18 protein-coding genes are annotated in these 18,297 nt (G+C 58.1%); 9 read left to right on the top strand and 9 right to left on the bottom strand.

Annotated features, from left to right (window positions below):
- Positions 1–61: 61 nt before the first annotated feature.
- From CFBP1590_RS08750 to vioA, 3 genes are all read right to left on the bottom strand, one after another.
- Complete coding sequence (locus CFBP1590_RS08750) at positions 62–3,583, bottom strand: glycosyltransferase (protein ID WP_088234862.1); 3,522 nt, start codon at positions 3,581–3,583, stop codon at positions 62–64.
- A gap of 74 nt (positions 3,584–3,657) precedes the next feature.
- The gene (locus CFBP1590_RS08755; RefSeq protein WP_029242784.1) at positions 3,658–4,383 is read right to left on the bottom strand and encodes a methyltransferase domain-containing protein; all 726 of its coding nucleotides are present in this window, start codon (positions 4,381–4,383) and stop codon (positions 3,658–3,660) included.
- Complete coding sequence (gene vioA, locus CFBP1590_RS08760) at positions 4,383–5,501, bottom strand: dTDP-4-amino-4,6-dideoxy-D-glucose aminotransferase VioA (protein ID WP_004880695.1); 1,119 nt, start codon at positions 5,499–5,501, stop codon at positions 4,383–4,385. The genes CFBP1590_RS08755 and vioA overlap by 1 nt, the downstream gene beginning before the upstream one ends.
- On the opposite strand from vioA, the gene CFBP1590_RS28050 reads away from it, so the two are divergent.
- From CFBP1590_RS28050 to CFBP1590_RS08770, 3 genes are all read left to right on the top strand, one after another.
- Complete coding sequence (locus CFBP1590_RS28050; protein ID WP_127051617.1) at positions 5,500–5,679, top strand: hypothetical protein; 180 nt, start codon at positions 5,500–5,502, stop codon at positions 5,677–5,679. The genes vioA and CFBP1590_RS28050 overlap by 2 nt on opposite strands.
- A 204-nt stretch (positions 5,680–5,883) precedes the next feature.
- Complete coding sequence (locus CFBP1590_RS08765) at positions 5,884–7,125, top strand: glutamine synthetase family protein (RefSeq protein WP_167383116.1); 1,242 nt, start codon at positions 5,884–5,886, stop codon at positions 7,123–7,125.
- A 53-nt stretch (positions 7,126–7,178) separates the two neighbouring features.
- Complete coding sequence (locus tag CFBP1590_RS08770; RefSeq protein WP_088236386.1) at positions 7,179–8,597, top strand: MFS transporter; 1,419 nt, start codon at positions 7,179–7,181, stop codon at positions 8,595–8,597.
- Positions 8,598–8,694: 97 nt separating this feature from the next.
- Here CFBP1590_RS08770 and CFBP1590_RS08775 read toward each other — a convergent pair whose 3' ends face one another.
- The 4 genes from CFBP1590_RS08775 to flgA all read right to left on the bottom strand — a co-directional run bounded on the left by CFBP1590_RS08775 (position 8,695) and on the right by flgA (position 11,272).
- The gene (locus CFBP1590_RS08775; RefSeq protein ID WP_025995185.1) at positions 8,695–9,441 is read right to left on the bottom strand and encodes a flagellar brake protein; all 747 of its coding nucleotides are present in this window, start codon (positions 9,439–9,441) and stop codon (positions 8,695–8,697) included.
- Between the two features lie 82 nt (positions 9,442–9,523).
- Positions 9,524–9,991: a flagellar protein FlgN gene (locus CFBP1590_RS08780; protein ID WP_025995186.1), complete on the bottom strand. Its 468-nt coding sequence runs from the start codon at positions 9,989–9,991 to the stop codon at positions 9,524–9,526.
- 50 nt (positions 9,992–10,041) lie between these two features.
- Positions 10,042–10,353 carry a flagellar biosynthesis anti-sigma factor FlgM gene (gene flgM, locus CFBP1590_RS08785; protein WP_088234864.1) on the bottom strand — a complete coding sequence of 104 codons (312 nt, stop codon included), beginning with the start codon at positions 10,351–10,353 and terminating at the stop codon, positions 10,042–10,044.
- 160 nt (positions 10,354–10,513) lie between these two features.
- Positions 10,514–11,272, bottom strand: a complete 759-nt coding sequence (gene flgA, locus CFBP1590_RS08790; RefSeq protein ID WP_088234865.1) for a flagellar basal body P-ring formation chaperone FlgA — start codon at positions 11,270–11,272, stop codon at positions 10,514–10,516.
- Between the two features lie 78 nt (positions 11,273–11,350).
- Here flgA and CFBP1590_RS08795 point away from each other — a divergent pair, with 78 nt between their 5' ends.
- Together CFBP1590_RS08795 and cheR are read left to right on the top strand one after the other, a co-directional pair.
- Entirely contained in the window at positions 11,351–12,277 is a 927-nt protein-coding gene (locus CFBP1590_RS08795; RefSeq protein ID WP_004880707.1) for a chemotaxis protein CheV, read from the top strand.
- Between the two features lie 62 nt (positions 12,278–12,339).
- Entirely contained in the window at positions 12,340–13,167 is an 828-nt protein-coding gene (gene cheR, locus CFBP1590_RS08800; protein ID WP_004880708.1) for a protein-glutamate O-methyltransferase CheR, read from the top strand.
- A gap of 76 nt (positions 13,168–13,243) precedes the next feature.
- Here the strand turns inward: cheR and CFBP1590_RS28055 are convergent, their stop codons facing one another.
- Positions 13,244–14,614: a hypothetical protein gene (locus tag CFBP1590_RS28055; protein WP_231991836.1), complete on the bottom strand. Its 1,371-nt coding sequence runs from the start codon at positions 14,612–14,614 to the stop codon at positions 13,244–13,246.
- A 310-nt stretch (positions 14,615–14,924) separates the two neighbouring features.
- Between CFBP1590_RS28055 and flgB the strand changes: the two genes are divergently transcribed.
- From flgB to flgE, 4 genes are read left to right on the top strand one after another with little or no spacing between them, the layout of a single operon-like run.
- Entirely contained in the window at positions 14,925–15,332 is a 408-nt protein-coding gene (gene flgB / locus CFBP1590_RS08815) for a flagellar basal body rod protein FlgB (RefSeq protein WP_004880709.1), read from the top strand.
- Positions 15,333–15,335: 3 nt separating this feature from the next.
- Positions 15,336–15,776: a flagellar basal body rod protein FlgC gene (gene flgC, locus CFBP1590_RS08820; protein ID WP_004880711.1), complete on the top strand. Its 441-nt coding sequence runs from the start codon at positions 15,336–15,338 to the stop codon at positions 15,774–15,776.
- 15 nt (positions 15,777–15,791) lie between these two features.
- Positions 15,792–16,469 carry a flagellar hook assembly protein FlgD gene (locus tag CFBP1590_RS08825; protein WP_004880713.1) on the top strand — a complete coding sequence of 226 codons (678 nt, stop codon included), beginning with the start codon at positions 15,792–15,794 and terminating at the stop codon, positions 16,467–16,469.
- 28 nt (positions 16,470–16,497) lie between these two features.
- On the top strand, positions 16,498–17,826 hold the full coding sequence (gene flgE / locus CFBP1590_RS08830) for a flagellar hook protein FlgE (RefSeq protein WP_004880714.1): 1,329 nt from the start codon (positions 16,498–16,500) through the stop codon (positions 17,824–17,826).
- Positions 17,827–17,917: 91 nt separating this feature from the next.
- Here flgE and CFBP1590_RS08835 read toward each other — a convergent pair whose 3' ends face one another.
- Positions 17,918–18,109 carry a hypothetical protein gene (locus CFBP1590_RS08835; protein ID WP_004880715.1) on the bottom strand — a complete coding sequence of 64 codons (192 nt, stop codon included), beginning with the start codon at positions 18,107–18,109 and terminating at the stop codon, positions 17,918–17,920.
- Positions 18,110–18,297: the final 188 nt, after the last annotated feature.

The raw sequence follows: 18,297 nt of genomic DNA on the forward strand, positions 1-18,297 counted from the left end.
CTGGCTCGAGGCTCTGCGTCATATCACTGACGCAGGGCCTTTTTAGTGAGCCTTTTGCCGATCAGCCGCCCACCCAGGCGTTGCGCCAGGCTTGCAGGTGATCAGCGTCAAGCATCCAGCGTTCAATGACAGCCTGCTTCAAGGCGTCGCCCCTTTGCGCGCAGGTATCCATCTGCTCGATGTGCTCTTCGATGGCACTTATCCAGGCTTGGGTCTCGTTACCCACCTGCGTGACGGGCAGGTCTTCAGGAACGCTCAGCACGTTGCTGCAAATGACCGGAAAGCCACAGGCACCGAACTGCAGCAGAGCCACCGGGCTTTTGCTCTGGTTGACCCGATTGGACTCGGCAGGCGCCAGTACCAGATCAAGGTTCAGGCCGGCCAGCATTCCGGGAAGCAGCGTCCCTTCCACAGGCGAGCGCAGTTCGTGGATAAAAGGTCGTAGCCAGCGCGTACATGGCCCCATGACGACCCATTCCACACGGTCCGCCAGCGCCTTGATGACCTCCGACAGGATCAACAGGTCGCCCAGTTCGCCCGCTGTGCCGACCCAGCCGACGCGAGGTTTCGGACGGGTCTGGCGCTGGCTTTGCAGATTCAGCCATGAATCTGACGCCAGCCGGGTTTCGATGACCTGAACGTTGGGGTGCGAGTCGCCCAGCAGATACGCCAGTGCTCTCGTGGGGACAGTGATCAGGTCTGCACGTCCCAGGCCGTGGCGCAGAGAGGCTTCAATCGCAGCGAGAGGTACTGCGGTCTTGTCGATCTCGGCGTACGCCGGGTAGTGCGGCAGATCGTAGATGACTCGAGCATGGGTGTGATCCTTGATCGCATTGATGCTGGCGACCAGGCCATCGTTGATCGGACCTTGCACAACGACGGTATCGGGGCTGAGTCTGGCGATCTCCACGAGCGGCAACGGTGTGTGGCTGAGGATGCCGTCCACTGCAAGCCCTGCACGCAGACTGTGAAGGACCGCGCCGACCCGATCGCCGGCGGTTCCACGATCACCGGGTTGCACGAGCACCACCGGCAGCGGGCGATGCGTCAACGGCCGCCAACTCAATTGCGGATTGCTCTGGGTGACAAAACGCTCTGTCAGGGACAGTTGGATGCTGTAGGCCGGGTCCCATGCCATGTAATGCAGCCAGCGATGGGCGAGGGCGCGTGTCGCGAAATCCATCGCTTCGGCGTCGGGCTGTGACTCGTCAGGACGCAGGGCAACAATGGCATGCGGCGTCCAGACGACCAGGTGTCCGGCGCTGCGAGCCCTCAGGCAGAGGTCTACATCACGGAAATGCAGAGGAAAAAGGTGTTCGTCCAGGCCTTCGATCTCGTCATGCACTGACTTGCGAATCATCAGGCAGGAACCGCTGACGGCACTGTAGTTTTGATCGGTTTCCAGACGTTGCGCGAAGCTCGCGCAAGTCGCCGTGTCTTCGGCGGTGATCGCACAAGCGGTACCATCGATCCCCACGATGATCCCGGCTTCCACCATTTTGCTGTCGGGTGAAATGATGTTGGCGCCCACGATGCCTACTTCAGGACGCAGCGCGTGATTGAGGAGTTGTTCGAGCCAGTCCGGCTGAACGATCAGGGTGTTGCTGTCGAGCATCAGCAAATAGTCGCCCCGAGCGTGGTTGGCGGCGGCATTGAACAGTGCCGATGGGCTCACCGTCTGCTCGTGGCGTAGGACGCGGATGCGCTCCGATTGCATCGACTCCAGTGTTCTCAGCCATTCGGTGGTCTGCGCCGACTGGCTGTTGTTGTCGCAGATCAGAATTTCGTAGAACGGGTACGTCGTGTGTTCCAGAATGCTTTCGACACAGGGCAGCAGCGTCTGCAGTTGGTCCTGAGAGGTGACGAGGATCGTGATCAGCGGCTGATAGGCGTGGCCGTATTCGACCCGGTAACGTCCCGACTCCAGCGCATGCACCTGGCCGTCGGCATAGCCGCGCGCGAGCAAATGTCGTTGCAGCGTACGCGCTTCATCATAATTGTCCTGCGCTTGCCAGAGTGGCGAGATGGCAATCGGCTCGGCTACATGGACGAATTCGGTAAAGCTTGAATCTTCGATCAGGCGCAGTATCAGATCGAGCTCGGTAGCCTGAGCGTGGCCTGGATCGAAGCCGCCCACCGCCAGGGCTTTTTCGCGGTTGAACAGCCAGTTGCGGCTGGTGGCCGACGGACAGGCCAGCAGGTAATCCAGACTGAAACCTGGCTGAAAGACCAGATGAGCGCCTGTTTGAGCATGCAGGGTCACTTCGTCACCGAAGACCGCGCAGGCGTGTGGCGCTTCGATCATCTTCATGACGGCGCATAGCAGGCCGCTCGGGGTAAAGGTGGTACCTGCGTCTACCAGCATCCACCAGTCGTGATCATGTTCCTGCATCAGCTCGTTGATGACCGTGGCACGGTTTTCCAGGCTCGCCTCCCGCCAGGGCAACTGGGCCTGAAGCGGTGTCTGCTGCTCGCGGTCGTAGTCGGCCAGTACGAAAACCTTGAGCTTGTCGAGCAGAGGCGCATCGGACGCCATGCTTTGCAGCGTACTCAGCACTCGCTCGGCCTGCTGATCGAAATCGGAAACGACGATGGCAATCGGCGGCCCACCGTTGTGCTGCTGCAAGTGTTCATGCAGTAGGGCATGCTGAGCGGGCGTGGGCCTGCGCTGCCCAAGCCAGTTGGCAACGCGGGTGTTACGAACAGTGGCCTGGGACCTTCTGTCGAAGTAGCCCAGCAGGTCCATGTCCTGAACATTGTCGCGCTGGGTCAGTGGCGCAATCCTGACCTTGCCATTGAGTTCGTCGGGTCGGATCCAGCCCAGTTCGCCGGGAATTCGATGGAAGTTGGCGTGACCTTCGCGAGGCAGGGTAGGGTCTTTTCTGAACGCCTCGCTGCTCTGTTGTTCGGAGACGCGGAAATAGGACAGGGGACGGGCAAGCATTGCCAGATTGCCCTGACGCAGCAGTTTGACGTACATCGCCAGGTCGCCCAGCCCCCAGATCAGCAACTGATTCAGGGACATGATGTCCTGACCGAAGGCCAGCAGGTCTTCGCGGCGACACATGACCGCGCTCGGTTCACCCACGAAGTTGACGGGATACTGGGCCAGAAAGGACACCAGCTCCGGGCCGTTCAGCACCACGTTCTTGCCGAATGGGTAAGCCGTGTACAGGTTGTCGGCCAGCATCGCACCGCTGGCGTCGATTCGTTTTCGTGTCGCTGACACGATCTTGATATCAGGGCTGTCATGCATGACATCGAACATCAGGCGCACGCAGTCGGTGAGCAGGATGTCATCGTCGTAGAGAAATTTGATGTAATCGCCGCGTGCCAGTGACACGCCAAGCGCAATGTTGTGAGGCTCGCCCAGTGGCGTGTCATTTTTGCTGTAGTGAATCGGCCAGCGACTCTGCGGCCTGAGTTTTTCGACAATGTCCCTGATGCCGTCGTCACGGCAGTCGTCAGTGACAATGATCTCGATGTCGTCGTGATTCTGACGCAGCGCGCTGGCAAGCGCCGCTTCGAAAAAAGCAGGTTTGTAAGCAGGAATGACAATACTGACCAGGCGTGAAGAACTCATCGCAATACCACATGTGAAGAAGTGTTGAGAGCCCACCGGGCACGCCGGTCGACATCCATGATCGGCTGCTGTCGTCAGGCCTTGCGGCCCACATACAGAACCGACTGATCAGTAATGCCGTGCTGCCGGAATACGCCTTCGCCGAATGCTTCCGAACCCAGCGCATCGACCTTGAAACCGGACGCCTCCAGACGCGAAACGAAGTCATGCCTGGCGTACATCCGCACATGATCGTCCTGACCGAAGCGCGCCCAGCGCTCATCGACGCTGGACTCATCGGGGTCTTCTTCTGTGTCGGTCGCGGTCAGCAGAATCGGCACCATCAGGATCGCAGAGCCACCCTTGGCCAGAACCCGGTGCAGCTCGGACATGGCCTTGCGGTCATCAGGCACATGTTCCAGAACATGCGAACAGACGATGAAATCAAAGGACTCGTCGGCATACAGGTGCATATCCATGATGTCGACCACGTCATCAGCCAGCGGCGAAAACAGATCGGCAGAGCGATAGCGGGCGTTGGGCAGGCTGCGCAGGAATTTCGACAGCACAACGGCTGGCGCAATGTCGAGAATGCGCAAGGGTTGCCCCGGCGGATTATTCAGCAGGTGCATGGCAAACAACGCGTAAAGCCGGTCCCGGTCCGAGGCCTGGCATTCAGGGCAACTGTATTGACCGACGTTCAGGGTTTCGAAATCGTCCACGCTGTAGAACACGTTCAAACGGTGAAAAATTTCCAGATGACCTCTGTCCATCGGGTAGAAATTCGGAAATCGGCAGGAGCAGACCGGACACGTTCGCATTAGCGGTTCTCGTTACTGGCAGCGACGATGACATTGATGATGCTGTCGAAAGCTTCATCGGTCAGGCTGTCGTAAATAGGCAGGCACAGGATCTGATTCGACAGGCCGGTGGCGATCGGCAAGCGTTCCGGCTTGGCCGAATCCAGACCCCGGTACATCGGGAACGTCGAAATCAGTGGGTAGAAATAGCGGCGGGCCAGAATGTTCTGATCACGCATTCGCTGATACAGCGCGTCGCGTGACACGGCGAACGTCTCGCGTACCAGCACCGGAAAGTACGAGTAGTTATGTTTTTCGGCGCTCTGCCAGACGATATCTATACCGGGGATTGCCGCCAGCGCAGCACGATACAGCTCGTCGATACGCTGGCGCCTGATCAGTGCCTGATCGATGTGCTTGAGCTGAAGCAGGCCGAACGCTGCGTTGATCTCACTCATCTTGCCGTTGATGCCTGGCGCAACCACGGTGACTTCGTCGGCAAAGCCGAAGTTTTTCAGGTAGTCGATACGTTGTTTGGTCTTCAGGTCCGGGCTGACGATGGCGCCGCCTTCGAAGGTGTTGAAGACCTTGGTGGCGTGGAAGCTCAGGATCGACAGGTCGCCATGTCTGAGCAGGCTTTCACCGCGATGCTGCACGCCGAAGGCATGGGCGGCATCGTAGATGACCTTCAGGCCATAGCGATCGGCGATCTGCTGGATACGGTCGACGTCACACGGGATGCCGTAGCAATGCACCGGCATGATGGCGGTAGTCGCCGGCGTGATGGCTTCTTCGATGCGGTCCGGATCCAGATTGTAGGTGCCGGGCTGGATATCGACGAACACTGGCGTCAGGCTGTTCCACAGCAATGAGTGCGCGGTTGCAACGAACGAGTAGGGCGTGGTGATGACTTCGCCTTTGATCCGCAGCGCTTGGATGGCGGTCATCAAGGCCAGGGTCCCGTTGGAAAACAGCGACAGATGTTGAACGCCCAGATAGCTGGCCAGCTCTTTCTCGAGCTGCTGGTGGAACGGTCCGCCGTTGGTGAGCTGGTGGCTGTCCCAGATCTGCTCGAGATAGGGAATGAATTCCTCAAGGGGCGGCAGCAGGGGACGTGTGACGGGAATCGGTGCGCTCATGAAAAGCTCTCAACACGTGTCGCAGAAGATTGCCGTTCGACAGGTCATTTTTAAGGCGCATGGCGCGTCACGCACAGGCGATCGACATAAAAATGGCGGCCAAACTGTTTTGACTTGGATAAAAGCAAAAAACCAGCCAAGAGTTCAGTTTGAGCCGTTTGAGGGGTTCGGTTTGTGAGCGGTCTCACGCTATGTTTCAGCGCTTGATCTCCCGAACGCCCGTTGCGTATTTTGTAGGCACTGCCGCAGGATGGCCTTAACTCTCAGCAAGGATTGAGCAATGAACCGCAATGACGCCCGTTCGGCTGCACAGCAACTGACGGGCATTGACGAAGTGGAATGCGTGACGCCGGACCTCAATGGCGTACCGCGTGGCAAGGTCATGACCGCCGAAGGATTTCTGGAAGCACGGCGATTGCAGATGGCGCGTGGCGTGCTGTTGCAATGCATCATGGGCGGTTATCCACCGGCGCGTTTCTACGGCAGTGATGATGGTGACGTGGCGCTGGTCCCCGACCCTGCGCAGCTGCACCGTCTGCAGTGGAGCGATCAGCCACGTGCACTGGCCATTTGCGACGCCGATGAATTGACCGGTACCAGCTGCGCGCTTTCGACACGCGGTCAGCTCAAGTCCGTACTTGCCCGCTATGACGAGTACGGCCTCACACCGGTGGTGGCCACTGAACTCGAGTTCTTCGTATTTGCCCCCAATCCGGATCCGCTTCAGGCGTTCGTGCCGCCTGTAGGGCTGGACGGTCGGCGCGAGCTGGGGCACTCGGCCTTCAGCATCAGTTCAAACAACGGGCTGCGGCCGTTCTTCACCGAGGTGTACGCCTGCATGGCGGCGCTGGGCCTGCCACGCGATACGTTCATGCACGAGATGGGCGTCAGTCAGTTTGAAATCAACCTGCTGCATGGCGATCCGTTGCTGCTGGCCGACCAGACCTTTCTGTTCAAACACCTGCTCAAGGAAGTGGCGCTCAAACATGGCGTCATTGTGGTCTGTATGGCCAAACCGCTGGCGAACACGCCCGGCAGTTCGATGCACCTGCACCAGAGCGTGGTGGATGCGGTCTCCGGTCGCAATGTATTCAGCGCCGAGGACGGCCAGTCGACGCCCACGTTCAGGCACTTCATCGGTGGGCTGCAGACTTGTATGGCAGACTTCACGGCCTTGTTCGCGCCGAACGTGAACTCTTACCAGCGTCTATTCCATCCGTTCGCTTCACCCAACAACGCCTGCTGGTCCTATGACAACCGCGCCGCCGGTCTGCGAATTCCCGCCAGTGCACCGTCGGCCAGGCGCGTCGAGAATCGTCTGCCGGGTGCCGATGCCAATCCTTATCTCGTCATCGCTGCCAGCCTCGCGGCGGGGCTGTACGGGATCGAGCGGGGCATCGAGCCGACACCTGCCGTGCAGGGCGAGATCCAGGTGCCGGAAGAATTGACGTTGCCGTGTACCTTGCAGGCCGCTCTTGAGCGTCTGAAATGCAGTCACCTGGCCAAGGAACTGTTTGGTCATGAATTCATCGAAGGCTACATTGCGTCGAAGACCCTGGAACTGACCAGCTTTCTCGATGAAATTACCCCCTGGGAACGGCGCGTACTGGCTGCCCAGATTTAAAGAACGTTGTTTCGGGCTCGCCTGTTCAGGCGACTCTGTATTTTGGAATGTCGATGCGCCAAATCTGGAAGTCCTTTCGAGCGCTGTATTTTGCCTCGTTGATGATGTTGATCGGCTCGGGTCTGCTGAGCACCTATCTGGCCCTGCGTCTGGCTGCCGATCAGGTCGACAGCCTGTGGGTCGGCGCCTTGATGGCGGCCAACTATTTCGGCCTGGTGTTGGGCGGCAAGATCGGCCACCGGCTCATCGGCCGGGTCGGCCATATTCGGGCTTATGCAACCTGTGCAGGGATCGTCGGTGCGGCTGTGCTGGGGCATGGACTGATCACCTGGCTGCCTGCCTGGTTGATTCTGCGGGTCATCGTCGGCCTGGGGATGATGTGTCAATACATGGTCATCGAAAGCTGGCTGAACGAGCAGGCTGCCGCCAAGCAGCGAGGCATGGTGTTCAGCGGTTACATGATCGCGTCCTACCTGGGGCTGGTGCTGGGGCAGCTGGTGCTGGTGGTTCATCCGCAGTTGGGGCCTGAATTGCTGATGCTGGTGGCCCTGTGTTTTGCGCTGTGTCTGGTGCCGGTTGCCATGACCCGCGCCATTCACCCTGCGCCATTGCATCCCGCGCCACTCGAACCTCTGTTCTTCATGAAGCGGGTGCCGCAGTCGCTGACGGCGGTGCTGGGCGCCGGCCTGATCATCGGCTCCTTCTACGGTCTGGCGCCGGTCTACGCAGCGGAGCAGGGGCTGACGACCGAGCAGGTGGGTCTGTTCATGGGCTGCTGCATTCTGGCGGGGTTTCTGGTGCAGTGGCCATTGGGCCTGCTGTCCGACCGTTATGATCGTTCAGTACTGATGCGGGTGTTCGCCGCAGCGCTGTTCGTGGCGTCACTGCCCCTTGCCGTCTTCCCCAGCGTGCCCGTGGAAGTGCTGTTCGGCGTGGGCTTTCTGGCCTCGCTGATGCAGTTCTGCCTGTACCCGCTGGCCGTGGCGTTCGCCAACGACCACGTAGAGGCGGAGCGGCGCGTATCGCTGACCGCCATGCTGCTGATGACCTACGGGATCGGCGCAAGCATCGGCCCGCTGGCGGCGGGTGTGATCATGAAAATGTTCGGCGGGCACATGCTGTACGTGTTCGTCTGCGGCGCTGGCGCCATACTGATGCTGCTGATTCGTCCCAAGGCCGTTACGCACCTGCACCAGGTCGAGAATGCGCCGCTGCACCACGTGGCCATGCCGGACAGCATGTCCAGTTCGCCTCTTGTCGTGGCACTTGACCCGCGTGTGGACGAACAGGTCGTGCAGGATCAGATGCAAACCACTGTCGAGCCTGAGCCTGAGCCTGAGCCTGAGCCTGAGTTGGAGCCGGAACCGGAACCGGTAGCCGAGCACGCTTCAGCGCCAGAAGGGCAGGTTGCCGAGACCGGGCACGCAGCAGACGGCGAGCGAGAGCGCGAAGAGGAAACCTGGAAGGCCTGATCGGTTTTCGGAATTGGGGGAGGTTTGCAAGGGGAATCAAGAGGGTGTTGCGTGATTGCGGTAGAAGTTACCGCAATCACTTTAGACGCACGTTCTGTCAGAAGTCGTCGTCTTTGTCGAAGCGCCGGGCTTCACGTTGCAGCTGGTACACGAAGCGTTCAACCTGACGTTGCACCAGCCCGCTCATGTTGTGGAAGCGCACGCCGGCAAAGGTGGTGTGAACCCTTTCCTCGAAATGCAGGTAACGCAGCTCCACCGGGGCGGTCATTGCGCCGAAAGGCAGTCTGGCGATGAAGCGCTCGTATACCTGACCCAGTTGCATGCGCTCGGAAAGGTCGCCTTCGAAACGCAGCTTGCAGCCGGTTGCCGAAATGTCCAGCAGCTTGCCCTTGAGTGGCGACTTGAGTTTATCGCCGCCGATTTCGATATCGACCAGTTGCGCAAGCTTGAGCGCGGCCCGGAAGGCGTTGCGACGCTGGTGATAGATGACTTCCTCTGGCAGCGGCCCGCGATACAGTCGCTGGCCGTCATTGTCCACGATGTCCATCTGTTCCGAGCTTTCCCAGGCGATACGCACGCCGTCGTGAAAGCCTTCTACCCGGAAGGACTCGCCATTGGTGAGGAATCGTTCGCCATCGCGAGGGATCATTTCGTCGAGCGCCAGGACGTTGGTCTCTCGGTCGACTTCGATAACGTAGCTCTGAAAGCGCTGGGCGCGCTCGTGGAAAGTAATGATCAGCGGATCATGACTTTCAAGGAGTAACCGCAGGTTAGCGGCGATTTCCAAAGGTGTATTCAAAACCTTCGGGGGCTGCGGAGCATCATCCGCGCTTGAGCCATTCACGTTCTTACATCTCCAGGCAAAATACTACGGCAACGCAACAGCGGGCATTCTGCCACTACGCACGAAACCTTTATACAGGAAGTTACGCCTGACTGAGCGGGCGTGGTCTTGCTCTTCCGGCAGTCGAACCGCGACTGTCATACAGGGTCGGCGTATCCCCTCCGTTCAAAATGCGAAGCTGGTGGGCAGTGCTCACCTGTTGCATTTGAATAAGGCTGCCATTTCGCTCGTTGAGCGTCTGGCATTCAGCGATCAGCGCGTTCAGCTCGTCGGCGGCCGCAAGCAACTGCTCGCCGATGTCCGAATGGCTGGCCAGTTGCTCAAGCCCCTGCCTGTTAGAGGGTAACCCGAGTCCTGTCAGCACTTGACTGCGACGGCGGCCATGTTGTTCGAGCAGAATCACCAGCGCCTGTTTCTGCGCCAGTACGTGTTCCATCTCGCCCATGTCGCGACCCTGAAGGATCAGTGACTCCGCCTGCAGCAGCTCATGCAGCTGTCTGGTCGGAAGCATGTCGTCGGTGATCATCTGAAGCAAAGTAGTGTCTTGCATCGCATGCTCTGGTTTTTAAGCGTCCAGAATATCCAGCGCGAGCCTCGGGCTTAGCGTTGGGTTTCGAAATTGAGCAGCTTGCTGGCAACGCGGTTGCTGTCCACTGTGTAAGTACCGTCAGCGATGGCCTGCTTGAGTTCAGCAACGCGTGCGCTGTTGACGGTCGGCAGATCGGCGAGCTTGTCAGTGATTTTCTGCAACTGTTGAGCCTCGTTGCTCAGTGAAACGGTTTCCCCTGTGCTTTTTACGCCTGCAGTGCTGCTGGCAGGTGTGGCTGCTTCGGTCTTGCCTGCTTCTTTTATGGCATTGGCGCGGGGTGTGGACTGCGCACCGTTGATACGGTTATTAAAGTCTATGACCATGATAAAAAACCTCTGGGTGTTTGGACGCTTGCCCTTTTTTCGGCCATCCCCGATAAAACTTTAGGCTCGTCGTGATAAAGCTTCTCAAATAGAGGCTTTCACCGTCGGAAAGTTACCGCAGTCTAGAAAAAACGCGTCTTCTATACCAGCGTCAATGTGTTCACATGGCCACTTCCACCTGTCCGGGACCGGTTACGTTCGCCTTGATTACCCGGCTTGAATTGAGGTTTTTCACCCGTATCTGTTCGTTGAAACTGCCGTCGGACATGGCCTCGCCCGGCATGCGGACCGCCAGCGAGCCACTGCGGGCGATGATCACTACCTGATCACCCTTGTGAATCATGCGCGGTTGCTCCAGCGCCACGGGCGTCACCACCTGATCGATGACCATTGGTCGGACAACCTTCTGCCCGACCGCCTGATCCAGCGAAGACATAAAACCCAGCCCCACACTGCTGACGTCGCGCTCGCGCATTGCCACGTCATCTTCGGTGACGATGGCGTCACGTTTAAGAGGGCGCGTCACGGTCACGACGTTACGAAACAGCTGCACCTGGGCGGGCACGAACACCGTCCAGGGCGATGAGCCTTCGCAGCGAACCCGCACGGTGACCCGGCCGACAGGGCGAGGGCTTTCCAGTGCGGCTGTCAAATCCTTGTCGCAGGCATTCATGCGCATACGCGGGTCGAGCTGCTTGACCTGGATGTCATGACGACCCTCAATCTGGTTGGTTGCCAAATAGTCTTCTACTGTGAACTCAAGAAACCCTTGGGTAACGCCGATAAGCTGTTCAGGCAGTGTGAAATTCTCCGCGCGACACAGGTTTGTCACGCTGAAAAGGCACAGCATGCCGATTGCGCACAGAAGCCTGCGGGTTTCTAATGCCAAGTGTCGAGAAATTGTCGTCTTTGGGTTCATGACGTATAAAAAGCAAAGCCCGTGCCGCTTATCAGTCTGGTGTGTGGATAACGGTTGCTTTGGTAAGAGGGGGTCGGCATGGCAGGTGTAATGGATTCGGTAAACCAGCGTACGCAGCTGGTGGGTCAGAATCGTCTGGAGTTGCTCTTGTTCCGTCTCGACGGCAAGCAGCTCTATGGCATCAACGTGTTCAAGGTTAAAGAAGTGCTGCAATGCCCGAAACTCACCATCATGCCCAAATCGAGTCCGATCGTGCGGGGCGTGGCGAGCATTCGCGGCGGCACCATTCCGATCATGGACCTGGCGATGGCAACCGGTTCGACAGGCATGATCTCGCTGGTCAACTCCTTCGTGATCATCACGGAATACAACACCAAGGTTCAGGGTTTTCTGGTGCACTCGGTCGAGCGCATCGTCAACATGAACTGGGAAGAGATTCATCCACCACCCAAAGGCACCGGCCGCGACCATTACCTGACCGCCGTCACACGGGTCGATAATCAGCTGGTCGAGATTATCGACGTCGAGAAAATTCTCGCCGAGGTAGCGCCGATCTCTGAAGAGGTGTCGGTGGGCGTCATTAATGAAGAGGTTCACCACAAGGCAATCTCGCTGCGAGTGCTGACCGTCGATGACTCATCGGTGGCGCGCAAGCAGGTCAGTCGTTGTCTGGAAACGGTCGGCGTGGAGGTGGTTGCGCTGAACGACGGTCGTCAGGCGCTGGACTACCTGCGCAAGATGGTCGAAGAGGGCAAGAAGCCTCACGAAGAGTTCTTGATGATGATCTCCGACATTGAAATGCCGGAGATGGACGGCTATACCCTAACCGCGGCGATCCGCAACGATCCGCGCATGCAGAAAATGCACATCACCCTGCATACCTCGCTTTCCGGGGTGTTCAACCAGGCGATGGTCAAGAAAGTCGGTGCCGACGATTTCCTCGCGAAATTCCGGCCGGATGATCTGGCAGCCAGAGTTGTAGCGCGTATCAACGCAGCAGAATAAGTAATGGAATAATAGTCGGGGGCGTCGTCCCCGGTGATTCACCTGATTTGAGAGGCTGCACCTTGTCTACGGGTAATTTGGATTTTGATCAGTTCCGGGTATTTCTGGAAAAAGCCTGTGGCATCCTGCTTGGGGAAAACAAGCAGTACCTGGTGTCCAGCCGTCTCAACAAACTGATGGAACAGCAAAGCATCAAATCGCTTGGCGAATTGGTCCAGCGCATTCAGACCCAGCCGCGCAGTGGCTTGCGCGAGCAGGTGGTCGATGCGATGACGACCAACGAAACCCTGTGGTTTCGCGATACCTACCCCTTCGAAGTCTTGAAGAACAAGGTGCTTCCCGAGCAGATCAAGGCCAGTCCCGGCCAGCGACTGCGCATATGGTCGGCGGCCTGTTCGTCGGGGCAGGAACCGTATTCGCTGTCGATGTCCATCGATGAATTCGAGCGCGCCAACCCTGGCCAGCTCAAGTCTGGCGCGCAAATCGTTGCCACCGACCTGTCGGGTGCGATGCTCAACAACTGCAAGACTGGTGAGTACGACAGCCTGGCCATCGGCCGCGGCCTGTCGCCGGATCGCCTGCAGCGCTTTTTCGACGTCAAGAGTCCGGGCCGCTGGGTCGTCAAGACGCCGATCAAGAGTCGCGTGGAGTTCCGCTCCTTCAACCTGCTCGACAGCTACGCTGCGCTGGGCAAGTTCGACATCGTGTTCTGCCGCAACGTGCTGATCTACTTCTCTGCTGAGGTGAAAAAAGACATCCTGTTGCGCATCCACGGCACGCTCAAGCCGGGTGGCTACCTGTTCCTGGGGGCTTCCGAAGCGCTCAACGGCCTGCCGGATCACTACCAGATGGTTCAGTGCAGCCCGGGGATCATTTACAAGGCCAAGTGATTGGCAGTGGTTGTACTCAATGAAAATAAAAAAGAGACCTTTGGGTCTCTTTTTTATTGGATGGGAAATAAGTTGGCTAAGGTTGAACAGGTTTCGTGGGCTGTGTGTCCTGGTCAAACGCAGTGTCATCAAGCTTCAGGAATTTTTCCAGGAGGCTTTGAGCGCTCCCGCCTTTGCCTTCGGCGGTGTGGGTCCAGTAATTGAAATCCAGGTCGATAAATGCCTGAAGTCTGGTCTCGTAACCGGCGTCGTAGGTGGCCTGCTCAATGGCTGGCAGCGCTTTGTAGTGATCCAGCACCGAGGTGAAGAACTGGGTGAGTTTGCCCGTTGAACTGTATTCGGCACTCCCTTGCGCCACTACTTTCTGCCGCCAGATTGTTTCCTGATGGTAGGACTCAAGCCACGCCGCTTTTTTCTCATTGACGGTGAAATCTCCACCTTCGTCATACGCGATGACGGAGAGTTGCTCTCGTGACATGCCGGCGAACGGGTTTGTGCCGCTGCCGTTGGTAAAACGAGTGGCCTCTTTGGCGCGTTCCAGACGATCAGGATCAATGCTGTCGGGGACTTCCGCATCGTGCCTGGCTTTATTGTCGTCGTAGCTGCGGCCTATCAGTTGCTCCGTCACTTGACGGGCTTTCTCGCTCAGCTCTTGGCGGCTGAGGCTTTTGTCTCGGGTATCAGCGCGTGCAATGCTCTCGTCGATCGGGTTTTTATCCAGCTTCAGAAGCTGGCTGAACAGGCGCTGAGCACCGCCTTTGCCTTCGGCGGTGTGGGTCCAGTAATTGAAATCGAGGTCGATCCAGCCTTGTAATTTTGCTTCGTAATCTTCCGGGTATTGCGCCTGTTCAATAGCCGGGAGGCCCTTGAAGTGCTGGAGTGCTTCGGTAAACGCGTTGGTGAGTTTTCCGGTTGCGTTGTACTCGGCCATGGCTTTGGCTGCAAATTGTTGCCGCCACTGTGATTCCTGCTGGAAGTCCTCCTCGAAGGCTGCTCTCTTCTCGTTCACCGTGAAGGTGTCGCTGTCGTCATAGGCGATCAGGGCAAGCTGGCTGCGGGGCATTCCTGCAAAGGGGTTGTCGCTACCTCCGCTCACAAACCGAGTCGCTTTCTCAGCGCGAGCCAGTCGTTCGGGATCGTAACTGTCGACAGCCTCTGCATTATTGCGGGCCTTGTTTGCGTCATAGCCAGGCCCTGCGATCTGGCTCAGCTGATGCGCTGCCTTTTCACTCAGCTCCTGACGGGTTAACGCTGAGTCTCTGGAGGCTGCGCGTGTTGCGCTTTCGCTCAATTGAAGCGAAAGGGAAGACAACCCGGCGTTCGTTTCGGCGGTGCCCGTTGCAAACGAAGTTGCATTTGAGCTGGTGGGTGCGCTTGCCGATGCTGCTTTCGTGGCGCTGGCGGCTGGCGGTACGTAGGCGCTATTCGTGCTGACTGAGTTGACCAAGATTTGAAACTCCCTTTGCACATCATTCCTGTGATCATCCAGAGCTATCGACTGTATGCCGGATCTCTGCAGTCATAAGCGACCTGCGTGAGCGTGGTCCTCCGACGCTGGTTGCCAGCAGAATACTGGCAAAAAAACGGCACCCACCTTGCCGCTTTACCTCTTTACAGCGGAAATGCCTTGCCGCTTTTCTGGCATTGCCGCTTTGCCACCGCCCGCAAGCCCCGTAATCATTGCGTTTTGAGAAGTGGCACGCCGATTGCTTTGTCACTGACAACAGAATCAGGTCAACCGGCAAAGGTTTCCCGACATGAGCATCAGTTTCGACAAAGCGCTAGGCATTCACGAAAAGGCCCTCAATTTCCGGGCTCAGCGTGCAGAGGTGTTGGCCAACAACATTTCCAACGCTGATACCCCGAACTTCAAGGCGCGCGATCTCGACTTTTCGTCGGTGCTGGCTGCCGAGAACGACAAGGTCCAGAACGGCCATTTTGCGCTGAACAAGACCAACAGTCGCCACATCGAAGCCGAGGGCATGGGCAATCAGGACGGCACGCTGATGTATCGCACGCCGTCGCAGCCATCGCTTGACCAGAACACCGTCGATTCCCAGGTCGAGCAGGCCAGCTACACCGAGAACGCCATGGGCTTCCAGGCCAGCTTCACTTTGCTCAACAGCAAATTCAAAGGGCTGGTTGCAGCCCTTCGCGGAGAGTAATTCATGTCACTAGCCAATGTGTTCAACATTGCCGGTAGCGCCATGAGTGCCCAGACCACGCGTCTGAACACCACGGCCAGTAACATCGCCAACGCCGAGACCGTTTCCTCGAGCGCTGACGCCACCTACCGCGCCCGTCATCCGGTGTTCGCCACCGTGATGCAGGGTCAGCAGTCCACGGGTGGGTCGCTGTTCCAGGACCAGGGCGAAGCCGGGCAGGGCGTTCAGGTCAACGGCATCATCGAAGACAGTTCCAACCTCGAAGCGCGCTACGAGCCCAATCATCCTTCGGCTGACAAGAACGGGTATGTCTACTACCCCAACGTCAATGTCGTGGAAGAAATGGCCGACATGATTTCTGCCAGTCGTTCGTTCCAGACCAACGCAGAAATCATGAACACCGCAAAATCCATGATGCAGAAGGTTCTGACCCTCGGTCAGTGATAGAAGGCGAAAGATATGGCCGTTGAAAATAATGTATCGACGAGTTTTGTAAACTCGCTTCAGAACCCGACGCCGACGAAGACTGATTCGACGGGCACGCTGGGCAAGGATTCCTTCCTGCAGTTGCTGGTCACGCAGATGAAGAACCAGAACCCGCTGGATCCTCAGGACAACACTGAGTTTGTGGCGCAGCTGGCTCAGTTCAGCAGTGTGGAAAGCCTGCAGAACCTGACCTCTACTGTTGATTCGATTGCCGGCAGCTACCAGTCGTCCCAGGCGCTCCAGGCGTCGTCGCTGGTAGGTCGCTCGGTAATCATCAATGCCGGCTCCACAGCGGTTGACACCACCAAGGGCATGGTCGGCTCCATCGCAGTGCCAGCGACCAGCTCTGTGACGAGCGTCAAGATTTACGACGCCCAGTCGAACCTGGTCAATACCGTGGACCTCGGCACGCTGCCAGCCGGTTCGACCAGCTTTGCCTGGGATGGCAAGGCCAGCGACGGCACCGTGGCACCTGCCGGTACTTACAGCTTCACGGCTGCAGGTTCGGTTGACGGCAAGAACACCCAGTTCACGACTTACCTGCCTGCGATCGTCAACAGCGTCACGCTGGGCGTCAATGGTGCTGAAACAAAGCTCAACCTGGCCAGCGGCAGTGTTGCCTTGTCCAAAGTTCAAACGATCGGAATATAGAGCCGACTAGACGGCGCAGGAGTGGAATATGTCTTTCAATATCGGTCTTAGTGGGCTCTATGCTGCAAACAAGAGTCTTGACGTTACCGGCAACAACATTGCCAACGTAGCGACCACCGGCTTCAAATCGTCTCGTGCGGAATTCGCCGACCAGTATGCGCAATCGATTCGCGGTACGTCCGGCCAGACCAACGTGGGCAGCGGTGTTTCCACTGCAGCGGTTTCCCAGCAGTTCTCTCAGGGCAACCTGACCACGGGCACCGCCAACAGCCTTGACCTTGCCATCAACGGCAACGGTTTCTTCCAGCTCAGCAACAATGGCGAGAAGCTGTACACCCGTGCCGGTGCGTTCCACACCGACAAGGAAGGTTTTGTCGTCAACAGCGGCGGCATGAAACTGCAGGGTTACAACGTCGATGCCAATGGCAGCGTCGTCACCGGTGCACTGAGCGATCTGCGCGTTGATTCGTCGAACCTGGAGCCCAAGCCTACCAGTTCGATCACCAACGTCGCCAACCTGAACTCGGTGACACCATTGCCGAGTCTGTCGACCTTCGATGCCACAGATACCAAAAGCTACAACATGAAGTACAGCACGCCGACTTACGACTCTCAGGGTAATGCACACACCCTGGACCAGTACTTCGTCAAGACAGGCACCAACACGTGGTCCATGTACTCGCTGATGGATGGCCGCAGCATCGCCAACCCGGCCACCACCACTGCCGACAAGAACGACCTGACCTTCAACTCGGCGGGTAATCTGGTTGTGACCGCGCCTGGCGCTGTACCTACCAACAGCCCGAACATCACGTTCAACACTGACGGCACCTTCAACGTCAACAATTGGGTGCCAGGCGTGCAGACCGGTTCCGGTACCACGACGACCTGGGCTGCCAACGGTGCTGCGGGTGCGGCCACGATCAAGCTGAACATGTCCGGCATCACCCAGACTGCTTCGGTATCGGGTCTGCTCACTCAGGATCAGGATGGTTACGCGACCGGCCAGTTGAGCGCGATGAGCGTGGATGCAACCGGCAACCTGTTCGCCACCTACACCAACGGCAAGTCGCAAGTGATCGGTCAGACCTCGCTGACCAACTTCGCCAACGTGCAGGGTCTGGCGCAGGCGGGCGGCACCAACTGGCGTGAAACCTTCGCGTCGGGCGTTCCGGTCAGCGGTACTCCGCAGTCGGGCACCTTGGGCTACATCACCGGCCAGGCGCTGGAAGAGTCCAACGTTGACCTGACCATGGAACTGGTCAACCTGATCAAGGCGCAGAGCAACTATCAGGCGAACGCCAAGACCATCTCGACGCAAAGCACCATCATGCAGACCACCATTCAGATGACTTGATGAAGTCGGTTTTGCGATAAACAAAAAGCCCCTTCAAGGGGCTTTTTGTTTTCTCGACGATCAATCCGAAAACGACCTGTCGGGAGGCTGCTCAGATCGAGCAGTCGGATTTGACGAAGTGACCTTTCAATCGCGTCCAGCCCGGCCCCGGGCTGGTCTGTGCACAGACGATACGGCTGTCGCCCTGCCACTTGTAATAGTGGGCAGGCGCTGCGTGGGCGAGCAGGGCGAAGGTCGTCAGGCTGGCGGTGACGATGCCGATAATCCAGGTGCGAGCAGGCATGTCGATTCCCGATGTGCAGGGTGGTGAGCGCAAGATTATCACTGCCTGTCTACTGCGACGCGGGGGCAGTGAAGTTTTTTTGGCGGTGTGTCCTCCGTGTTGGCAGGCAGGCGGCAGTCTGCCGCCGCTATCGGATAGCCGTTTGCCACAGGTCAGCTGGAGTGCGCCCGTTTTTGCTGGTAAATCAA

This window comes from Pseudomonas viridiflava, from assembly GCF_900184295.1.
GTDB classification, from domain to species: domain Bacteria; phylum Pseudomonadota; class Gammaproteobacteria; order Pseudomonadales; family Pseudomonadaceae; genus Aquipseudomonas; species Aquipseudomonas viridiflava.

What these genes read in the sequence shown, in the direction of transcription:
- CFBP1590_RS08750 (WP_088234862.1), bottom strand. Translation starts at nt 3,583, where the DNA reads ATGAGTTCTTCACGCCTGGTCAGTATTGTCATTCCTGCTTACAAACCT.
- CFBP1590_RS08755 (WP_029242784.1), bottom strand. Translation starts at nt 4,383, where the DNA reads ATGCGAACGTGTCCGGTCTGCTCCTGCCGATTTCCGAATTTCTACCCG.
- CFBP1590_RS28050 (WP_127051617.1), top strand. Translation starts at nt 5,500, where the DNA reads ATGAAAAGCTCTCAACACGTGTCGCAGAAGATTGCCGTTCGACAGGTC.
- vioA (WP_004880695.1), bottom strand. Translation starts at nt 5,501, where the DNA reads ATGAGCGCACCGATTCCCGTCACACGTCCCCTGCTGCCGCCCCTTGAG.
- CFBP1590_RS08765 (WP_167383116.1), top strand. Translation starts at nt 5,884, where the DNA reads ATGACCGCCGAAGGATTTCTGGAAGCACGGCGATTGCAGATGGCGCGT.
- CFBP1590_RS08770 (WP_088236386.1), top strand. Translation starts at nt 7,179, where the DNA reads ATGCGCCAAATCTGGAAGTCCTTTCGAGCGCTGTATTTTGCCTCGTTG.
- CFBP1590_RS08780 (WP_025995186.1), bottom strand. Translation starts at nt 9,991, where the DNA reads ATGCAAGACACTACTTTGCTTCAGATGATCACCGACGACATGCTTCCG.
- flgM (WP_088234864.1), bottom strand. Translation starts at nt 10,353, where the DNA reads ATGGTCATAGACTTTAATAACCGTATCAACGGTGCGCAGTCCACACCC.
- flgA (WP_088234865.1), bottom strand. Translation starts at nt 11,272, where the DNA reads ATGAACCCAAAGACGACAATTTCTCGACACTTGGCATTAGAAACCCGC.
- CFBP1590_RS08795 (WP_004880707.1), top strand. Translation starts at nt 11,351, where the DNA reads ATGGCAGGTGTAATGGATTCGGTAAACCAGCGTACGCAGCTGGTGGGT.
- flgB (WP_004880709.1), top strand. Translation starts at nt 14,925, where the DNA reads ATGAGCATCAGTTTCGACAAAGCGCTAGGCATTCACGAAAAGGCCCTC.
- flgC (WP_004880711.1), top strand. Translation starts at nt 15,336, where the DNA reads ATGTCACTAGCCAATGTGTTCAACATTGCCGGTAGCGCCATGAGTGCC.
- CFBP1590_RS08825 (WP_004880713.1), top strand. Translation starts at nt 15,792, where the DNA reads ATGGCCGTTGAAAATAATGTATCGACGAGTTTTGTAAACTCGCTTCAG.
- flgE (WP_004880714.1), top strand. Translation starts at nt 16,498, where the DNA reads ATGTCTTTCAATATCGGTCTTAGTGGGCTCTATGCTGCAAACAAGAGT.
- CFBP1590_RS08835 (WP_004880715.1), bottom strand. Translation starts at nt 18,109, where the DNA reads ATGCCTGCTCGCACCTGGATTATCGGCATCGTCACCGCCAGCCTGACG.